Here is a 15,119-nt window from a genome sequence, read left to right on the forward strand (position 1 = left end):
ATGCCCAAATCAACCGCGTTACCAAAAGAGAAGAAGCTTACCGTCTTATGCCGAATAGAACCTGGATGTTTAGGGCCTGACGGTTTAGATCATATTGCTGACTTTTGCCGATTTGCTAATCAAGAATTAAAGCAAGTTGATAGTAACTTTATTATCTGGCTCCCTTTACCACGTTATGATAAATCACTTGCTGAAATGCAATATTCAGTCAATCAAAAACAGTTAAGTCATGACAAAGCTGCACAATATCTTGACCATTTTGGTTGTGATTTAGATGACTTTGAAGAACACTTCCATGAAAAACTCTCAGTGATGATCGATGAGTTCTTGGCTAAGATAAATCATTAGTTTTATTCTTAAATTCCTATAAACGCTTTGCCTTTTTACGGCTTTATCGTACATTATTCATTTATTATCATCTCAATTTAACGATTTTTTTTAAGGAAAAACCAATGGCCAAACATCTGTTAATCACTGGTGCAAATCGCGGGCTTGGGCTTACCATGGTTAAGCATTATCTTAATGATGGTTGGAATGTGACTGCTTGTTGTCGTGAGCCAGAACAAGCGCATGAATTAACTCAGATGCTTAATCAGTATGAAACACTTTCAGTTTTCCAATTAGATGTCACTGATCATGGCGCTGTTCAGCAACTTGCTGATAGCCTTAAGAATGATCCTATCGATCTGCTGATTAATAATGCGGGGTATTATGGCCCTAAAGGTGGTTACCTTGGTCAGACAGATGCCGATGAGTGGCGACGTGTATTTGAAATAAACACTATTTCACCATTAAAAGTACTAGAAGCTTTTCGTCATAACCTTAAGCAAACCCCTTCGTCAATTTTTGCTGTTCTTTCATCAAAGATGGGCAGTATGGGTGATAATAGCAGTGGTGGTGCGTATATATACCGTTCCTCTAAAGCCGCAATCAATGCTGTGGTTAAAAGCTTATCAATTGATCTCAAAGGTGAAGATATCACCGCTGTTGCACTTCATCCCGGCTGGGTTCGAACTGAGATGGGCGGGCCTAATGGACTTATAGACACTGAAGAATCAGTCACAGGTCTAAAGCAGGTTCTCGATCAGTTAAATATTGAAAATACGGGTAAGTTTTTTGATTTCAACGGTCGTGAGATCCCGTGGTAGTGGCGCTCTTTGCTAGATATAAAAAAGCTAACAGGCATTTACTGTTAGCTTTTTCTTTATCTAGGATAAAACCTAGGCAATTGCCTGTTCAGTGTTTATGTTTATTGAACTTGTGTTAAGTCCCTAAATCTTCAGCAGGGAAGGCTGGGGAAATACATTTTTTAACTTCAAAAGAAAAACCAAACTCTTCATTTTTATTTTTCGATATTTCTACTATCTCATAATCATTTAGCTCTACCACATTGGAGCCTGCAGATATTTGACAACGCGAACGGCTATCTGACTCTAATCGATAAGCAAATTGGGCGATTAAAGTTCTAACGGTTTTCTCATAGTTTGCGCGTACATCTTTATAAAGTTCCTCTTGAGCATCCTTCATTTCATCAGAGGTTAAAGATAAGCCAATAGTAATATCTTCTGCTTGGTTTCCTTTGAGATCTTTATCTATGGATTCTAGTTCTTTAGCTAGCTCAGCCTTGGCTGCTTTAGACAGCTCTTCATTAACAATGCCATTAGGATCTTTGAGATCTTCAGATAATTCACTATCTAAACTAGCAATTAAGACTAAGTGATACAGCACGACACTGGATAGCGCTAGTCGGATGATCATAGTGGTATAACGAAAATGGTTGTGATTAATCAGTCTTAACCCTTTAACGCCAAATGGTTTAAGTAGCAATAAGCCAACGAGATAAAAGGGGACTGCAACCTGTAACATCAAAATAGCGAGTGCGGTCATGGCGATAATCCATGCCGGTAAGTAAAGCAATATTGCGAAATTATGAGTGTATGAAAAATGGGTCGTTGCAACACCGACAACTTCATTAACAACTGACGCAGCACCAGCAATAGCAAAATTTGCGATAACAGCATAAAAAAGCAGTAATAGGGCTTTTCCTGACAAAGTATGCCATATCCGATCAAACAGTGGCCAAAACTCTAGTACTAATCCAAAAACAGTAATAATGGCAACTAAGCCAAGCGTATCGGACGAGATCAAAAGAGTAAGGGCAATTAGGTATAGCTTTTGAGCCGCAGTGAGCCTACCAAGCAGGCCACCTATTGCGGTTAGCGTTTTACTGAATAGCTCATAAACAACGACCAGTAATTTTTTAGGTTTATCGATAGCTTTTTTAAAGCGAATGCCTGTTTCTTCCTTCGGCAGTTCATTCATGATGGTTCAGATCCCTGTTATTCAACCCTTCAATTCAAATAGTAACCTCTAGTTAACATTTGCTCCATAGCTTTTACGTTGTTTGTGTTATCTCTTGATAATTATGGTTAAAAACTAGCCGTGTTTTTTTAGGGAGATTAAATTCACTGTGATTATTAGCTATGAGTTGCGTGAATAGACTTATCAAAGCTGTCTATCTATATACATATTGGTTAATTTTGGGTAGCTTAATCATCATAATTTCTCTGGAGATAACTATGATACAAACTCTATGCCCGGAACATTTTGATGATGTTATCTCGCTAGGCAATCAAGTTCATGGGGATGGCTACTTAGATAAATGTTCACTTGAAGCGCTTTATTTAAAAGGCTTTAGCCATGACATAAATGCTAACTTCGTTGCATACCAAGATGATCAGCTAGTTGGTTTTCGTTTGACTTATGCACCAGGTACCTGGCAAGTCGATAAGTGGTGTACCCCTGATGCTTGGGGCATAGAACTTGAACATGTGTGCTACTTTAAATGTAATACTGTCGCAGAGTCTTACCGTGGGGCTGGAATAGGCGGTAAACTACTCGCAGCTTCAATTGCTGCAACCAAGAGACAAGGTGCAAAAGCGGGTATCAGCCACCTATGGAAGCAAAGCCCAAATAATTCAGCCGTTAAGTATTTTACGAAAGCGGGTGGAATGCTTATTAAAGAGCATAAAGATCGGTGGAATGATGCGCTCGAGCATCCTGATTATGTTTGTGTTATTTGTGGTGATGATTGTCATTGTACAGCCTGTGAAATGTTACTTATTTTTAAATAACGTTTTGAACATCTTTTTAAGTATCTTTTTCAATAACAAGGCACGTTCATGACTCACAAATGCAGTGATGAGTTACATTTTGACCCTTTAGTTCATAGTTCTGCTGCAGGGTTAGACTGTCCACAATCATATTGGTCATCAACTGTTGAAGTCGCTAAGTCAGCGACTAGCCCGTTATGCAATGATATAAATACTGATGTTGCTATTATTGGGGCAGGGTATACGGGATTACTCACCGCATATTATTTAGCCTCAGAATTTAATATACGAGCAACTGTGGTTGAGGCCAATCGCGTTGGCTTTGGGGCAAGTGGTCGTAATGCTGGTTTTGTGCTCAAAGGTTCTGGCAGGTTAAGTTATAGTCAGATGGCTTCTCAATGGGGCCTTGAGGTAACACAGGGTATCTATAATGAGTTCACACAAGCTGTTGAGCGCGTAGATAATCTGATCGCAAAGCATCAGATAGCATGTGAGCCTCAAGAGAAGGGGTATTTAAAAGTCGCTCATAACCCTAAGGCGCTTGAACAACTCAAAAACGCCAGTAAGTTTATCTCAACTCATCTCGGTGGGCAGGCTGAGTATATTTCACAAGATAGATTTAAAAGCGAATTTATGCTGCATCATCAATCATTTGGAGCCCTACGCTTAAATGATGGTTTTGGGTTAAACCCGCTTAAATTAGTACTTGGTTACAAGAGTGCGGTAGAGTCACTTGGCGTTGAGATCCATGAAGGCTCTTGCATTAATAAGTGGACGACGGAACATGGGCTGCATAAATTAATTACCTCTAGGGCACAAATTACTGCTAAGAAAGTCGTTACAGCTGGAAATGCCTACACCCCGCAACACTTTCATCAAGCCGTAGACAACCGGTTTTTACCCATTTTGAGTAATATCATAGTCACTAGGCCCTTAACTTCTGATCAACTTGAGCAGGCTGGCTTAAATACCCATCAAGTAACAATGGATACAAGAATTTTAAAGTATTACTATCGGTTACTGCCTGACAATAGGCTACTTTTTGGTGGGCGCGGCGCCATTTATGGTAAAGATGCATCAAACCCTATCTACGCGCAGCGACTGAAGTATGCCTTAAACCAATGTTTTCCATGCTTGTCTAATATTCCAATTGATTATAATTGGACGGGATGGATTGCAGCCGCACTTGATGATATGCCTCATGTATATGAGAACGATGGCGTAAGCTATAGTCTTGGGTATTGTGGTTCAGGGGTTTCTTTTAGTGCACAAGCTGCCTATCGAACAGCACAAAGGATCGCGGGAAAGCAGATCCCTAAATTGCCGCTCTATAATAAACCATTACCCAAATTCCCCTTAGCAAAACTTCGTCGCATAGGACAATGGGGCTATTATCATTATGGCTGGCTTAAAGATAGGTATACTTAGCGATTAATCAACTGTGTTTCCAGCTTGTCTGTTAGCTCTGTCAGTCATCCTTTTCATTAACTCATAAGAGCTATCGTCATAGGGGGGAACAAACATATCTTGTTTAAATATCTGTTCTGCTCCTCCTAGCAACTTATTGATTGGTGCGAGTGATGATGCTGGCACCATAGATAGTTCTTTTGACACATGCGTTTGAACTTCTTTACTAATAAAGTAGTTCGCAAAAATTTCAGCAGCTTCTAATTTCTTGCCACTTAAGCCCTTTACAAAGTTAATGGTATCTAACCAAGCCATATGTCCCTCTTTAAAGTCAATGAGTTGCCAGTTTGCGCCTTGTGTATTTTGAGATGTGATTTAGTGACTTATTCATTTAGACGCATTGTTACTAAGTCGGATTTAAAACCACTCAATAAGCATAGTTGAGCATTTTTAAGTTTGAAATTTTGCACAAAATAGTGCGTAAATTATGTTCCCTTGCTATTATTAATGGCTGTAAAAAAGAGGGGGATAAAATGAAGTCAAAGTTAGATAAGATGCTCACAACTCATGAGAAATTAGTCCACTCTGAGGGAGTAAAAATTATTTCTCATACTCAAAGAGATGTTGAGGAGTGGGTACAACATACCGTCATGATTGAAGGTTGTGATGCGCCATTTAAATTCAGGAGACCTAAGAAGTTCAAATGTTTAAAAGGCAATAGGGTGAACATGACCTATTACCCTGAAACAGAGAAGGTTGCAGGATTTGATATCGAAGTAATGAAAGTGGTTCGGATCAAGCGTTACTAGCTAATAAAATTTACAGTTAATCAGTAGTTATCCAGGTTTCGGCCATAAGCTTAAAATTAAGTAAACCAGTCATTCTCACTAGATTAGCCGCTCACGCAATCAAATTTGTGACATACCAATACTTTTTCAGTACATAAGACATATGCGTCTAACATATTAATTGCTCATTAAGTTCCTATTCAGCTTGAAACCACTAAGATCCGCCTATTTACGGCTCATGCCGATCGTAGTAATCTATTAACAAAATAATTACAATCAAGGTGTTTTGATGAAGAGAGTATTATTAGCAACTGGAATTTTTATTTTTCATGCATCAGTAGCGGCGTCAAATGTTGTTATTGATAAAACCGGTGTAGATGAAAAAGACTATATCTTTGATATGCATGAGTGTACTGAACTCTCCCAGCAGGCTCAAAAGCAACAAGCTGAAGGTGGAGTAGTATCTGGTGCGGCTAAAGGCGCGGCTTTAGGTGCTGCTGCTGGTGCAATTTCTGGTGGTTCAGGCACAGATGGTGCTAAAACAGGTGCAGCTATCGGTGTCGTTGGTGGCGCTTTAGGAAGAAACCGCTCTAGCCGTCAAAATGAAGCTAGCCATGAAGCAGAAAAACAAACGATTGTTAAAAACTGTATGGTAAATCGTGGCTATGTGGTCCTAAACTAATCGCGATGAGCGAGTACATTTTCTCTAAAACCCTTAACTTAATTCGCTAACAGATAAGTTAACCGGTTTTACTTAAAGCCTGCTTTTAGCAGGTTTTTTTGTACTTGAATTTCCTTACTAAGCTCTACCTCATTCGAAAGTTTGAATGGTTAATCGATTAAGCTGAGGTTCAGTTAGCGTTAGACATAATGACTTTAACGGGTTGCCATTCCTTATATAGAGGTCACTAATGGGTGTATACAACAAAGCTAATTCAACCATGTACCAAACTAGATATTCTGATTGTGTTCATGCTCGTGCAAGGGCTGCTAATGCGGTCAGACAGGTAGATTGTGAAAGTATTAAACAGGGTATTAATACTATGCTCACCCTGTCTCTGTCTACCATGATGGATTATCATCAGAATGCAAAAGAGGTGTCAGTAAGTGCATTACTTAAACATAAGGCCGAAACGCTCTCGATGTATCGCAAGGTGATATGTTTAAATTTAGCGCCAAAAGAGGAGGCAATACTACTTGGTTATATACAATATAACATTACGGCCTTAGATGATGCCATTAAGACGAGTGTTACTAAAGCAAATATCTATCAAGTTTGAACAAAATAACAGAGATTAATACACACCTTAGCTATTAATCTCTGCTTAGTGAGTCAGCATGACTTTATCAACTATCCTGACTGCCCATCTGTGATTGAATATAGTTTTGAATCCCTATTTTATCTATCAAACCTAAATGTTGCTCTAGCCAATAAATATGATCCATCTCAGTATCATCAAGCAGATCTTCAAGGATTTCACGGCTAATATAATCTTGCTCTTTTTCACAGATACCTATAATTTCTCTAAGACTCGCAGCAACTGTTCGTTCGGCTTCAAGATCATTTTCTAGCATCTGTTTTACATTATCTCCCACATGGATCGCTTGTCTTGAAGCTGTATCAGGCGTCCCTTCAAGAAAAAGAATGCGCTCAGTGATCCTTTTTGCATGATCTAGCTCTTCTAGATGTTCATGCTCAAGTTTTTCATGAAGTTTATTAATCCCCCAGTCTTCATACATTTTTGCATGCGCTAGGTACTGATCCATAGAGGTCAACTCTAGGGTCAGCTGCTTATTTAAGTTGTTGATAACATTCTGAACACCTTTCATGTTAATCCTCCATCATAGATTGTTGATAATTTTCAATACCTGTTGTATCAATCAAGAATTGTTGCGACTCAATCCAGTCTAAATGGTCCTCTTCACCATTGAGGATCTTTTCGAGTAATTCACGACTAATATAATCCTCTTCGACCTCACAGAGAGCAATTGCATCTCTTAAAGCTGCAATCTGTTCTATCTGCAAGTCCATATCACATTGGATCATCTCTGCAGTATGTTCACCAATGCGGAGCTTATTGAGTTGCTGCAAATTAGGTAGTGCTTCTAGAAATAAGATCCGCTCGATCAGATCATCGGCTTGTTTCATATCAAGTATCGATTTTTCGTATTCCTTTTCGTTTAACTCCTCTAATCCCCAGTTTTTATAGATCCTTGCATGTAAAAAATATTGATTTATAGAGGTGAGTTCTAGCAACAACATCTGATTTAGTACACTCGTGACTTTACTCTTACCTTTCATCAGTCGGCTCCCATTGTTAATCACGCCATTTATTATCTATAGGCTTTTTTATCCATGAAGTAGTTGCTCGATATGAATAAAGGACAGCCAGCATAAAAAATTGATCTACATCAAATAAATAATAGGACAACTAGCGTGAAGAATTAGACTAAATAAGTCTATTAGGGAGGATTATATCTACCTGAAACATAAGCAATTTGTAACACGAAAGAGAGCGATTCGTATTCGCTGTGGGATATGGCGTGTACAGTGAAACAAGCTCATTTAACCTAAACTTCACGAACCTACTTTTTGTACCTAGGCGGCATTATTTAATCGAGTTTCTTACTGATATCATTGAGCAGTTGATGAGCCATTTTACAGTCTCTGTCGCCCAGTAAACTCATCCCATCAAGCAGCCATTGAGCTAACTTAGGATCTTCATTACTGTTTATTTGCATGAGCATATTACGTGTTCTACTTTTAAGTGCTTGTAATTGACCATCTTCAGCCTTAGTACTTATGGAGCGCAGCCTATTGTTAACCTGACTTAATGCATAGCTATATACCATGACTGCTTGTGCCAAATTAAGTGACGGGTAATCAGCATGAAGCGGAACATATGAGTAGAGATCACATATGGCTAATTCACTATTGGTGAGTCCACTGGATTCTCTACCGAAAAGAAGGGCAATTCGATTAACTGATCCAGCTTGATTAACTAAAGTTTCTTGTAAAGATTCTGGTGTTAAAAACTGCCTAGGTGTTCCCCGTTCCCGCGCAGTAGTCGCTATGAGTTGATCGAAGTTATCCCGCAAAGCTTCAACAGAACTCACCACTTTAACATTATCGAGGATATCTGTAGCACCATGGGCTAACCAATGCGCTTCTTTTTCAAGATGAAGCGTTGAATTGACCAGTATGAGCTGGTCAAACCCCATGGTTTTTATCGCACGTGCTGCTGCGCCAACATTAGCTGGGCGAGTAGGTTCTACAAGTACAAAAGATAACGGCATATATTCAGCATAGTAACGAGATATTAAGGCGCAACATTTTTACTTGTAAGGCAGAAAAAGTAAATGAATAACTAAAATAATTTTATTGTAAGAGCCTTTGCCAATACGCTATTGAACAGCTTGATAGCGAAATAAAAACGTTTTGATATATCAACCTAGATGGATAATCAAACAAGCAGTTACATTCATGCAATTTAACATAACAAGCGTGAATTGAACTTGCATTACTTACAGTAATAACCTGTACCTGTTATGATTAGTCATTGGCAAAGAATGCCACGTAGACCACTACGATTTTTACAATTGGATGTAACTCATGCAACTTTCTCTTATTGCTTGTTCTTGGATAAGGCGATACACACCACTTACAACTATTTTCATTGGCTGTGTCATTTCAATATTCCTCCCTGCGAATACTTCAATAGCCAGCGATACTAAATACAAGCAAGATCTATTCAGCCAAGATAAAGAACTTGTCATTGCAAACTCAAAAGCGTGGAAACCGTTTTCATATATAGATAAATATGGCGAACCTCAGGGGATGTTGGTCGACTTTTGGAAAGAATACGGCCGCGTTAACGGGGTAAAGGTTTCCTTCCTGCTCACTGATTGGAATGACTCTTTACAGTTAGTACGGCAAGGAAAGGCTGATCTGCATGCTGGGCTACTTTGGTCAGAGTCGCGGGATGAGTATCTAAACTACTTAGATGGCATAGTTGAAATTGAAACCCAACTGTTTTTTTCTTCATCTTTATTGGGCACTGATGTAGACACTTTTCTTGAGTCTGGCAAACTTGGTGTTGTGGCTGGCGGCTATGAGCAAAGTTATGTCTTTCAACATTTTCCTGAAGCAGAAGTTGTTAGCTATAAGAATAATGAAGAGATGATTCAACGTGCTTTTGCAGGTGATATCAAAGCGTTTGTGGCAGACTTTCAAGTAGCTAACTTTTATCTCTATACATCTGATAGCCCAGTACGTTTTTCTCCTGTGAAGCACCTCTATACAGGCTTAGTAAGGCCTGCTGTACGGGAGGACAGCTATCATTTACAAATGGAATTGCGACAAGGGCTGAAAAACTTATCTCAAGTAGATTTAGATAGAATCACAGCAAAGTGGATACATGCAGAAACTGTCTATCCGAAATACCTTCTTCCTTTAACACTTTTCTGTATTGTAATAGCAGTCATTACGTACATAGTACACTTACGACGTGCCGTATATATGCGTACATTAGCCCTGAGTGCGCTAAATGAAGAACTCAATCGATTAGCGCGTACAGATGAACTAACGGGGATTAATAACCGTCGCAACTTTATGGAGCAGTTACATAAGCGTTGTATTTCTGACTCGTCCGTATTATCACTGATACTTTTTGATATTGACCATTTTAAATCGATAAATGATAACTTTGGTCATCCTGCTGGTGATAAAGTCATTCAAGACATTGTTAAAAGGGTAAGTGATGTTTTACCAAAGCAGAGTATTTTTGCCAGAGTCGGTGGTGAAGAGTTCTGTGTACTCATTACTAACCTAGGTGTCAATGAAGCTGAAATGGTCGCAAAATCGGTGCAAAACATCGTTTCATCTCAATCTATTCTAGTTGATAACACAGATCATGATGTGACGATAAGTCTTGGCGCAGTGCATTGTGGAGCAAAGAGGGTAGACGCGCAAAAGTTAATAAATCTTGCCGATAAATTGATGTATAAAGCCAAATCAATAGGAAGAGACAATTATCAATTTCAAGCGTTAAATTAATTGCTCTATGAGTTTAGAGCGAGACATCATAAGTACAAAAAAGCCAACCGAAAGGTTGGCTTTTAAACGCTTAAGCTTATAAAACTAATATTCTATAAGCTTACATGAGCAGTTTACTTTGCAGTCATTAGTGCTACAGCATTATCGAGCATACGGTTACTGAAACCCCACTCGTTATCGTACCAAGCCATAACTTTAACTAAACGGCCGTTTACACGAGTTTGTGTTGCGTCAAAGTTTGACGAGAACGGGTTGTGGTTAAAGTCGATAGAAACCAAAGGCTCTTTGTTCACTGCCAAAACTTCATTCATTGGCGAAAGTGAAGCTGCACTTTCGATAATTGCGTTAACTTCTTCAACAGTAGTGTCACGCGCAGCGATGAATGATAGATCTACAAGAGAAACGTTCACGGTAGGAACTCGAACCGCTAGGCCGTCAAATTTACCGGCTAATTCTGGAACAACAAGACCCACAGCTGCAGCAGCACCTGTCTTAGTTGGGATCATTGACATTGCAGCGGCACGAGCACGTCTAAGGTCTGTGTGATAAACATCTGATAGACGCTGATCGTTCGTGTAAGCGTGAATAGTCGTCATCAAGCCAGACTCAATACCAATCTCGTCATTTAACGGCTTAGCGAATGGCGCTAAACAGTTAGTAGTACAAGAAGCATTTGAAATAACAGTCATGTCAGCAGTGATTTCATCGTTATTTACACCGTAAACAACAGTAGCATCAACATTCTTACCTGGTGCAGAGATAAGTACTTTTTTAGCACCTGCATCTAGGTGAGGCTGAACAGCTTCTTTAGATGTGAATATACCAGTACATTCAAATACCACATCAACATTGAGCTCTGCCCATGGCAGTTTTGATGGGTCACGCTCAGAGAAAGTTAGAATCTTATCTTGGTTCACATAGATAGCTTCATCATCGTTTTCCACTTTTGCATTGAAACGACCGTGAACGGAATCATACTTAGTTAGGTGTGCATTGATTGATGCATCGCCGAGATCATTGAGTGCAACGATTTGGATTGGGTAATCCTTTTCGCTTTCATAAAGTGCACGTAAAACATTTCGTCCGATACGGCCATAACCGTTAATTGCTACGCGGATAGTCATCTGATATCCCTCTAGTGATTGGAAAATTATCTACTGGTAGTAAAATTACCAAACTGACAGCCACCGTCAAGTAATATCCTGTTTTTAGCGGCTGAATGGTTAACATAATCGCTTTTTCTTTTACATTGGTCATGTTTTTTACAAAAAACGACCATCGCTTTGTAAATATGCACCGTTATGGCATACATATTTCTATGAAAGAAAATGGCACAAATAGCCTCAGATATAAAATATAACCCATATTGGACAAAGCGAAATAAACGGGTAACTTTATAGTCAAAATTAAGGGGAGGGGGCACGTTGTAACTTTGCTTTGATTGAACTATTAGCAAAGCCACCGTCTTCAATCACATCGACAAGCTCTTCAGCTTGGTCATCTAAAAACTGCATTAGTGACTTATCTCCCCCAAGGAGGGCTAACATTTTCTGTTCGGAGACACTTTGCTTGGTCATAATGACATTGGCACGTGACAGTAAATAGGTGAGTTCGAGATCATTGAGTTTGCGATAGTTGTTAGATAAGCCCAACAACCAGTCTGGATTGAAGTTATCCTCATGACTTAAATCCAACACTTCTAGGTAAATGTCATTAGATTGTTTCGGATCAAACTTTTGGTAATAGGAAGCAATTTGAGACAAAAGTTGAATGTCCTTTATTTTGCCGTCCTTTTGCGCTTTTAGCACAACCTTTTGAGCGTTTAAATCATTAAAACGAGTCCAGTGATAAAAGGCTAAGTAAAAATCTTCACTGTTTTTTGTAGAGTCTTGCATCTGCGCAAGATTTTGGGCGCTTAATCCAAAAGCGCGAACACGATCGTTTGTTCTTTCAGGATGCAATATATGCTGTACGCCAGCAGCAAGCTCAATACATTTATTATACTTCTCTAAGTTGAGCAAGTGTTGGTATAACTGTTCACCTGTTGGTGATTCGGTAAATTTTAGTTTAAATCTTTTGCGTATTAGATCGCCTTTCTCATATCTACACCAGCTATCAGCATGAATATCGTTACAAAGTTCAGGATTATTTTTACATATAGTTCCTGTATCTGGTTGTTTTTCGCAGCCCAAAAGGCTCGAAAATGCGACAAAGCTAATAAATGATGTAATTATTACAAAATTTCTAGTCAAAATAGGCTCCAAGCCACTTTTTTGCTAATAAAATTACAGCGTTACAAAAAATATCTTGCTAGCCTGAAAGGCTACTTTTCATTACAATAGCGCCGACCTAAAGGGTATTCCACCCCTTATAATAAACTAAGTATTGGTCTTTTCTTTTTGTTACTCAATCATTTCTGTAAAAAAATACAGGAAAGTGAGATAAAGGATTTGTAAATGAGCGCTGATAAACACCTACAAAGCTGGCAAGAACGTTTCGAAATGGCAGAGGCTATGCAGCCTTTGCTTGGTAAGTTGTATCGTAATCAAGGTGTCGAAGTCGTTCTATACGGTAAGCCGCTACTCAATGCCTCTACCATTGAGATCATTAAATCACACCGTCTGGTTCGTCGTTTTGTCGGCTATAAATTAAGACTACGTGAAAGCTTTCCTTTTGTTGAAGCACTCAGCAAGTTAGCTGTTAAGCAATGCAAAGTCGATATCGGTAAACTTGCGATTAAATACTGGCAAGAAAATGACGATGCTAGCGGCATTGAAGCATATATGAGCCGCGAATTAGCGTCTGCAATCGACCACGAAGATACTCAAGAAGCTAAAGACGTTGTGCTTTATGGCTTTGGTCGTATAGGCCGTTTACTTGCTCGTTTGCTAATAGAAAGAACTGGTGTAAGTAATAAGCTACGCCTTCGCGCTATCGTATTGCGTGGTGGCCGTAAAGGTGATTTAGAGAAGCGCGCAAGTCTCTTACGTCGTGACTCTGTTCATGGGCCGTTTAATGGTTCAGTTGAAGTTGACGAAGAAAATAATGCGATTATTGCCAATGGCACATATATTCAAGTTATTTACGCAAACTCACCAGATGAAATTGATTACACTAAATACGGCATTAAAGATGCGTTAGTTGTAGACAACACTGGGATCTGGAAAGACGAAGATGGGCTTGGTTTGCACCTTAAATCTAAAGGTTCAGCTAAAGTACTGCTTACTGCCCCTGCAAAAGGTCAGATTAAAAACATTGTTTACGGTGTGAATGAAGCGGATATTCTGAGTGAAGATAAGATTGTATCAGCAGCAAGCTGTACAACTAACGCTATCACACCCGTTTTAAAGGCGATGAATGATAAGTATGGTATTACCAATGGCCATGTTGAAACAATTCATTCATATACCAATGATCAGAACTTAATCGATAACTATCATAGCGCTGACCGTCGTGGTCGTAGTGCGCCACTCAATATGGTTATTACTGAAACTGGCGCTGCTAAAGCAGTTTCTAAAGCGTTGCCAGTATTAGCCGGTAAGCTGACTGGTAATGCTATTCGTGTGCCGACGCCAAATGTCTCTATGGCTATCATTACGCTAAACCTTGATAATGAAACCACTAGCAAAGACGCGGTAAACCAATACCTACGTGATATGTCTCTACATTCTGAATTACAAAATCAAATAGACTTCACTGAGTCTACTGAGATTGTTTCATCAGATCTTGTTGGTTCTCGATATGCGGGTGTTGTCGATTCACACGCGACTATCGCAGAGGGCAACCGTGCGATTCTTTATGTATGGTATGACAACGAGTTTGGCTACAGCTGCCAGGTAGTCGGTGTTATGCAAAAGATGCTTGAGCTTAACTATCAGTCTCTACCAAATGGCTAAGAGTCAGTAAGCAATTAAAAAGCCTCGTTTATACGAGGCTTTTTTGTTTCTGCTGTTTAATCGCCCTAAAATGTCTTTTAAATGACCTTAGTTTTATAGCGCATCAATTGACGCACTAATTTATTTTCAGATAAATTAGCTTAATTGAACACTGATTAAACGTAAGTTTGTCTATTTTTGACCACTATGATCGTTTTAGCATCAGTCAGTTAAAAAAGCGCATTTTTAGTAGGTATCTTGATTGACTCTGTGGAGTAAATCGGTAGAATGCCATTCCGCAGTCAAGGGAAAGCTTCTTAAGAAAGAACTTGCTGCAAAGCCTTCTTGTAAAGTTGGCTAGATAGATAAGATTGCGACATTAGCTCAGTTGGTAGAGCGATACCTTGCCAAGGTATAGGTCATCGGTTCGAACCCGATATGTCGCTCCAATCTATTAAAATTGTGGCGCGATGGCAGAATGGCTATGCTGCGGATTGCAAATCCGTCGATCTCGGTTCGACTCCGGGTCGCGCCTCCACGATTTAGAGTTTGGTGAGTATCTTTTAAAGATACAGTACTTACTACCAAGAGTACGTTTCATCAAGGTCAACAGTTTTGCCCGAGTGGTGGAATTGGTAGACACAAGGGATTTAAAATCCCTCGCTTAATAGGCGTGCCGGTTCAAGTCCGGCCTCGGGTACCATCATTTAGGCCCTAACGAAAGTTAGGGCTTTTTTGTATCTAGCGCATAAGCAAGATTTCCCCTCCCACGATACTCTTTATAGGACACGCGCCAGTTAAAGTCTGAAGTTAAGAAGTTAAGAAGTTAAGTACCATTAATCGGTTCTTGGTTTATGTCAGTTTTTTTTGTGCCTGTACA

The 15,119-nt window shown here is 39.4% G+C and carries 16 protein-coding genes and 3 tRNA genes; 12 read left to right on the forward strand and 7 right to left on the reverse strand.

Annotated elements, in window-relative coordinates:
* Entirely contained in the window at positions 1 to 348 is a 348-nt protein-coding gene (locus BM736_RS10210) for a hypothetical protein (protein ID WP_076411803.1), read from the forward strand.
* 104 nt (positions 349 to 452) lie between these two features.
* Positions 453 to 1,148 carry an SDR family oxidoreductase gene (locus BM736_RS10215; protein ID WP_076411527.1) on the forward strand — a complete coding sequence of 232 codons (696 nt, stop codon included), beginning with the start codon at positions 453 to 455 and terminating at the stop codon, positions 1,146 to 1,148.
* 115 nt (positions 1,149 to 1,263) lie between these two features.
* Here the strand turns inward: BM736_RS10215 and BM736_RS10220 are convergent, their stop codons facing one another.
* A complete protein-coding gene (locus tag BM736_RS10220; RefSeq protein ID WP_076411529.1) occupies positions 1,264 to 2,322 on the reverse strand; it encodes a hypothetical protein in 1,059 nt (352 codons plus the stop codon).
* Between the two features lie 257 nt (positions 2,323 to 2,579).
* On the opposite strand from BM736_RS10220, the gene BM736_RS10225 reads away from it, so the two are divergent.
* Complete coding sequence (locus tag BM736_RS10225) at positions 2,580 to 3,134, forward strand: GNAT family N-acetyltransferase (RefSeq protein WP_076411530.1); 555 nt, start codon at positions 2,580 to 2,582, stop codon at positions 3,132 to 3,134.
* Positions 3,135 to 3,182: 48 nt separating this feature from the next.
* On the forward strand, positions 3,183 to 4,541 hold the full coding sequence (locus BM736_RS10230; RefSeq protein WP_076411532.1) for an FAD-binding oxidoreductase: 1,359 nt from the start codon (positions 3,183 to 3,185) through the stop codon (positions 4,539 to 4,541).
* Between the two features lie 3 nt (positions 4,542 to 4,544).
* On the opposite strand, the gene BM736_RS10235 is transcribed toward BM736_RS10230, so the two are convergent.
* The gene (locus tag BM736_RS10235; protein WP_372828677.1) at positions 4,545 to 4,835 is read right to left on the reverse strand and encodes a hypothetical protein; all 291 of its coding nucleotides are present in this window, start codon (positions 4,833 to 4,835) and stop codon (positions 4,545 to 4,547) included.
* A 218-nt stretch (positions 4,836 to 5,053) separates the two neighbouring features.
* Between BM736_RS10235 and BM736_RS10240 the strand changes: the two genes are divergently transcribed.
* The 3 genes from BM736_RS10240 to BM736_RS10250 all read left to right on the forward strand — a co-directional run bounded on the left by BM736_RS10240 (position 5,054) and on the right by BM736_RS10250 (position 6,588).
* Positions 5,054 to 5,329 carry a hypothetical protein gene (locus BM736_RS10240; RefSeq protein WP_076411534.1) on the forward strand — a complete coding sequence of 92 codons (276 nt, stop codon included), beginning with the start codon at positions 5,054 to 5,056 and terminating at the stop codon, positions 5,327 to 5,329.
* A 268-nt stretch (positions 5,330 to 5,597) separates the two neighbouring features.
* Complete coding sequence (locus tag BM736_RS10245) at positions 5,598 to 5,990, forward strand: glycine zipper family protein (RefSeq protein WP_076411536.1); 393 nt, start codon at positions 5,598 to 5,600, stop codon at positions 5,988 to 5,990.
* 229 nt (positions 5,991 to 6,219) lie between these two features.
* On the forward strand, positions 6,220 to 6,588 hold the full coding sequence (locus BM736_RS10250; RefSeq protein ID WP_076411537.1) for a hypothetical protein: 369 nt from the start codon (positions 6,220 to 6,222) through the stop codon (positions 6,586 to 6,588).
* A 67-nt stretch (positions 6,589 to 6,655) separates the two neighbouring features.
* Here the strand turns inward: BM736_RS10250 and bfr (BM736_RS10255) are convergent, their stop codons facing one another.
* The 3 genes from bfr (BM736_RS10255) to BM736_RS10265 all read right to left on the reverse strand — a co-directional run bounded on the left by bfr (BM736_RS10255) (position 6,656) and on the right by BM736_RS10265 (position 8,605).
* On the reverse strand, positions 6,656 to 7,138 hold the full coding sequence (bfr, locus tag BM736_RS10255) for a bacterioferritin (RefSeq protein ID WP_076411539.1): 483 nt from the start codon (positions 7,136 to 7,138) through the stop codon (positions 6,656 to 6,658).
* A 1-nt stretch (position 7,139) separates the two neighbouring features.
* Complete coding sequence (gene bfr / locus BM736_RS10260) at positions 7,140 to 7,610, reverse strand: bacterioferritin (protein ID WP_076411540.1); 471 nt, start codon at positions 7,608 to 7,610, stop codon at positions 7,140 to 7,142.
* Between the two features lie 311 nt (positions 7,611 to 7,921).
* The gene (locus BM736_RS10265) at positions 7,922 to 8,605 is read right to left on the reverse strand and encodes a tRNA/rRNA methyltransferase (protein ID WP_076411542.1); all 684 of its coding nucleotides are present in this window, start codon (positions 8,603 to 8,605) and stop codon (positions 7,922 to 7,924) included.
* A 316-nt stretch (positions 8,606 to 8,921) separates the two neighbouring features.
* Here BM736_RS10265 and BM736_RS10270 point away from each other — a divergent pair, with 316 nt between their 5' ends.
* Complete coding sequence (locus BM736_RS10270) at positions 8,922 to 10,364, forward strand: diguanylate cyclase (protein ID WP_083700038.1); 1,443 nt, start codon at positions 8,922 to 8,924, stop codon at positions 10,362 to 10,364.
* Between the two features lie 113 nt (positions 10,365 to 10,477).
* Here BM736_RS10270 and gap read toward each other — a convergent pair whose 3' ends face one another.
* Together gap and BM736_RS10280 are read right to left on the reverse strand one after the other, a co-directional pair.
* Positions 10,478 to 11,488, reverse strand: a complete 1,011-nt coding sequence (gene gap, locus BM736_RS10275) for a type I glyceraldehyde-3-phosphate dehydrogenase (RefSeq protein WP_076411543.1) — start codon at positions 11,486 to 11,488, stop codon at positions 10,478 to 10,480.
* A gap of 282 nt (positions 11,489 to 11,770) precedes the next feature.
* Positions 11,771 to 12,616: a DUF2989 domain-containing protein gene (locus BM736_RS10280; protein WP_076411547.1), complete on the reverse strand. Its 846-nt coding sequence runs from the start codon at positions 12,614 to 12,616 to the stop codon at positions 11,771 to 11,773.
* Positions 12,617 to 12,820: 204 nt separating this feature from the next.
* On the opposite strand from BM736_RS10280, the gene BM736_RS10285 reads away from it, so the two are divergent.
* The 4 genes from BM736_RS10285 (at position 12,821) to BM736_RS10300 (ending at position 14,942) form a co-directional block, all read left to right on the forward strand.
* The gene (locus BM736_RS10285; RefSeq protein ID WP_076411549.1) at positions 12,821 to 14,260 is read left to right on the forward strand and encodes a glyceraldehyde-3-phosphate dehydrogenase; all 1,440 of its coding nucleotides are present in this window, start codon (positions 12,821 to 12,823) and stop codon (positions 14,258 to 14,260) included.
* A gap of 352 nt (positions 14,261 to 14,612) precedes the next feature.
* Positions 14,613 to 14,688, forward strand: a tRNA-Gly gene (locus tag BM736_RS10290).
* A 15-nt stretch (positions 14,689 to 14,703) separates the two neighbouring features.
* Positions 14,704 to 14,777, forward strand: a tRNA-Cys gene (locus BM736_RS10295).
* A 79-nt stretch (positions 14,778 to 14,856) separates the two neighbouring features.
* Positions 14,857 to 14,942, forward strand: a tRNA-Leu gene (locus BM736_RS10300).
* Positions 14,943 to 15,119 lie beyond the last annotated feature (177 nt).

The organism is Shewanella sp. UCD-KL12 (genome assembly GCF_001957125.1).
GTDB lineage: Bacteria > Pseudomonadota > Gammaproteobacteria > Enterobacterales > Shewanellaceae > Shewanella.

Bases quoted from the DNA above. Each gene is read 5' to 3' on its own strand.
- BM736_RS10210 (WP_076411803.1), top strand. From the start codon at position 1: ATGCCCAAATCAACCGCGTTACCAAAAGAGAAGAAGCTTACCGTCTTA.
- BM736_RS10215 (WP_076411527.1), top strand. From the start codon at position 453: ATGGCCAAACATCTGTTAATCACTGGTGCAAATCGCGGGCTTGGGCTT.
- BM736_RS10220 (WP_076411529.1), bottom strand. From the start codon at position 2,322: ATGAATGAACTGCCGAAGGAAGAAACAGGCATTCGCTTTAAAAAAGCT.
- BM736_RS10225 (WP_076411530.1), top strand. From the start codon at position 2,580: ATGATACAAACTCTATGCCCGGAACATTTTGATGATGTTATCTCGCTA.
- BM736_RS10230 (WP_076411532.1), top strand. From the start codon at position 3,183: ATGACTCACAAATGCAGTGATGAGTTACATTTTGACCCTTTAGTTCAT.
- BM736_RS10235 (WP_372828677.1), bottom strand. From the start codon at position 4,835: ATGGCTTGGTTAGATACCATTAACTTTGTAAAGGGCTTAAGTGGCAAG.
- BM736_RS10240 (WP_076411534.1), top strand. From the start codon at position 5,054: ATGAAGTCAAAGTTAGATAAGATGCTCACAACTCATGAGAAATTAGTC.
- BM736_RS10245 (WP_076411536.1), top strand. From the start codon at position 5,598: ATGAAGAGAGTATTATTAGCAACTGGAATTTTTATTTTTCATGCATCA.
- BM736_RS10250 (WP_076411537.1), top strand. From the start codon at position 6,220: ATGGGTGTATACAACAAAGCTAATTCAACCATGTACCAAACTAGATAT.
- bfr (WP_076411539.1), bottom strand. From the start codon at position 7,138: ATGAAAGGTGTTCAGAATGTTATCAACAACTTAAATAAGCAGCTGACC.
- bfr (WP_076411540.1), bottom strand. From the start codon at position 7,610: ATGAAAGGTAAGAGTAAAGTCACGAGTGTACTAAATCAGATGTTGTTG.
- BM736_RS10265 (WP_076411542.1), bottom strand. From the start codon at position 8,605: ATGCCGTTATCTTTTGTACTTGTAGAACCTACTCGCCCAGCTAATGTT.
- BM736_RS10270 (WP_083700038.1), top strand. From the start codon at position 8,922: ATGCAACTTTCTCTTATTGCTTGTTCTTGGATAAGGCGATACACACCA.
- gap (WP_076411543.1), bottom strand. From the start codon at position 11,488: ATGACTATCCGCGTAGCAATTAACGGTTATGGCCGTATCGGACGAAAT.
- BM736_RS10285 (WP_076411549.1), top strand. From the start codon at position 12,821: ATGAGCGCTGATAAACACCTACAAAGCTGGCAAGAACGTTTCGAAATG.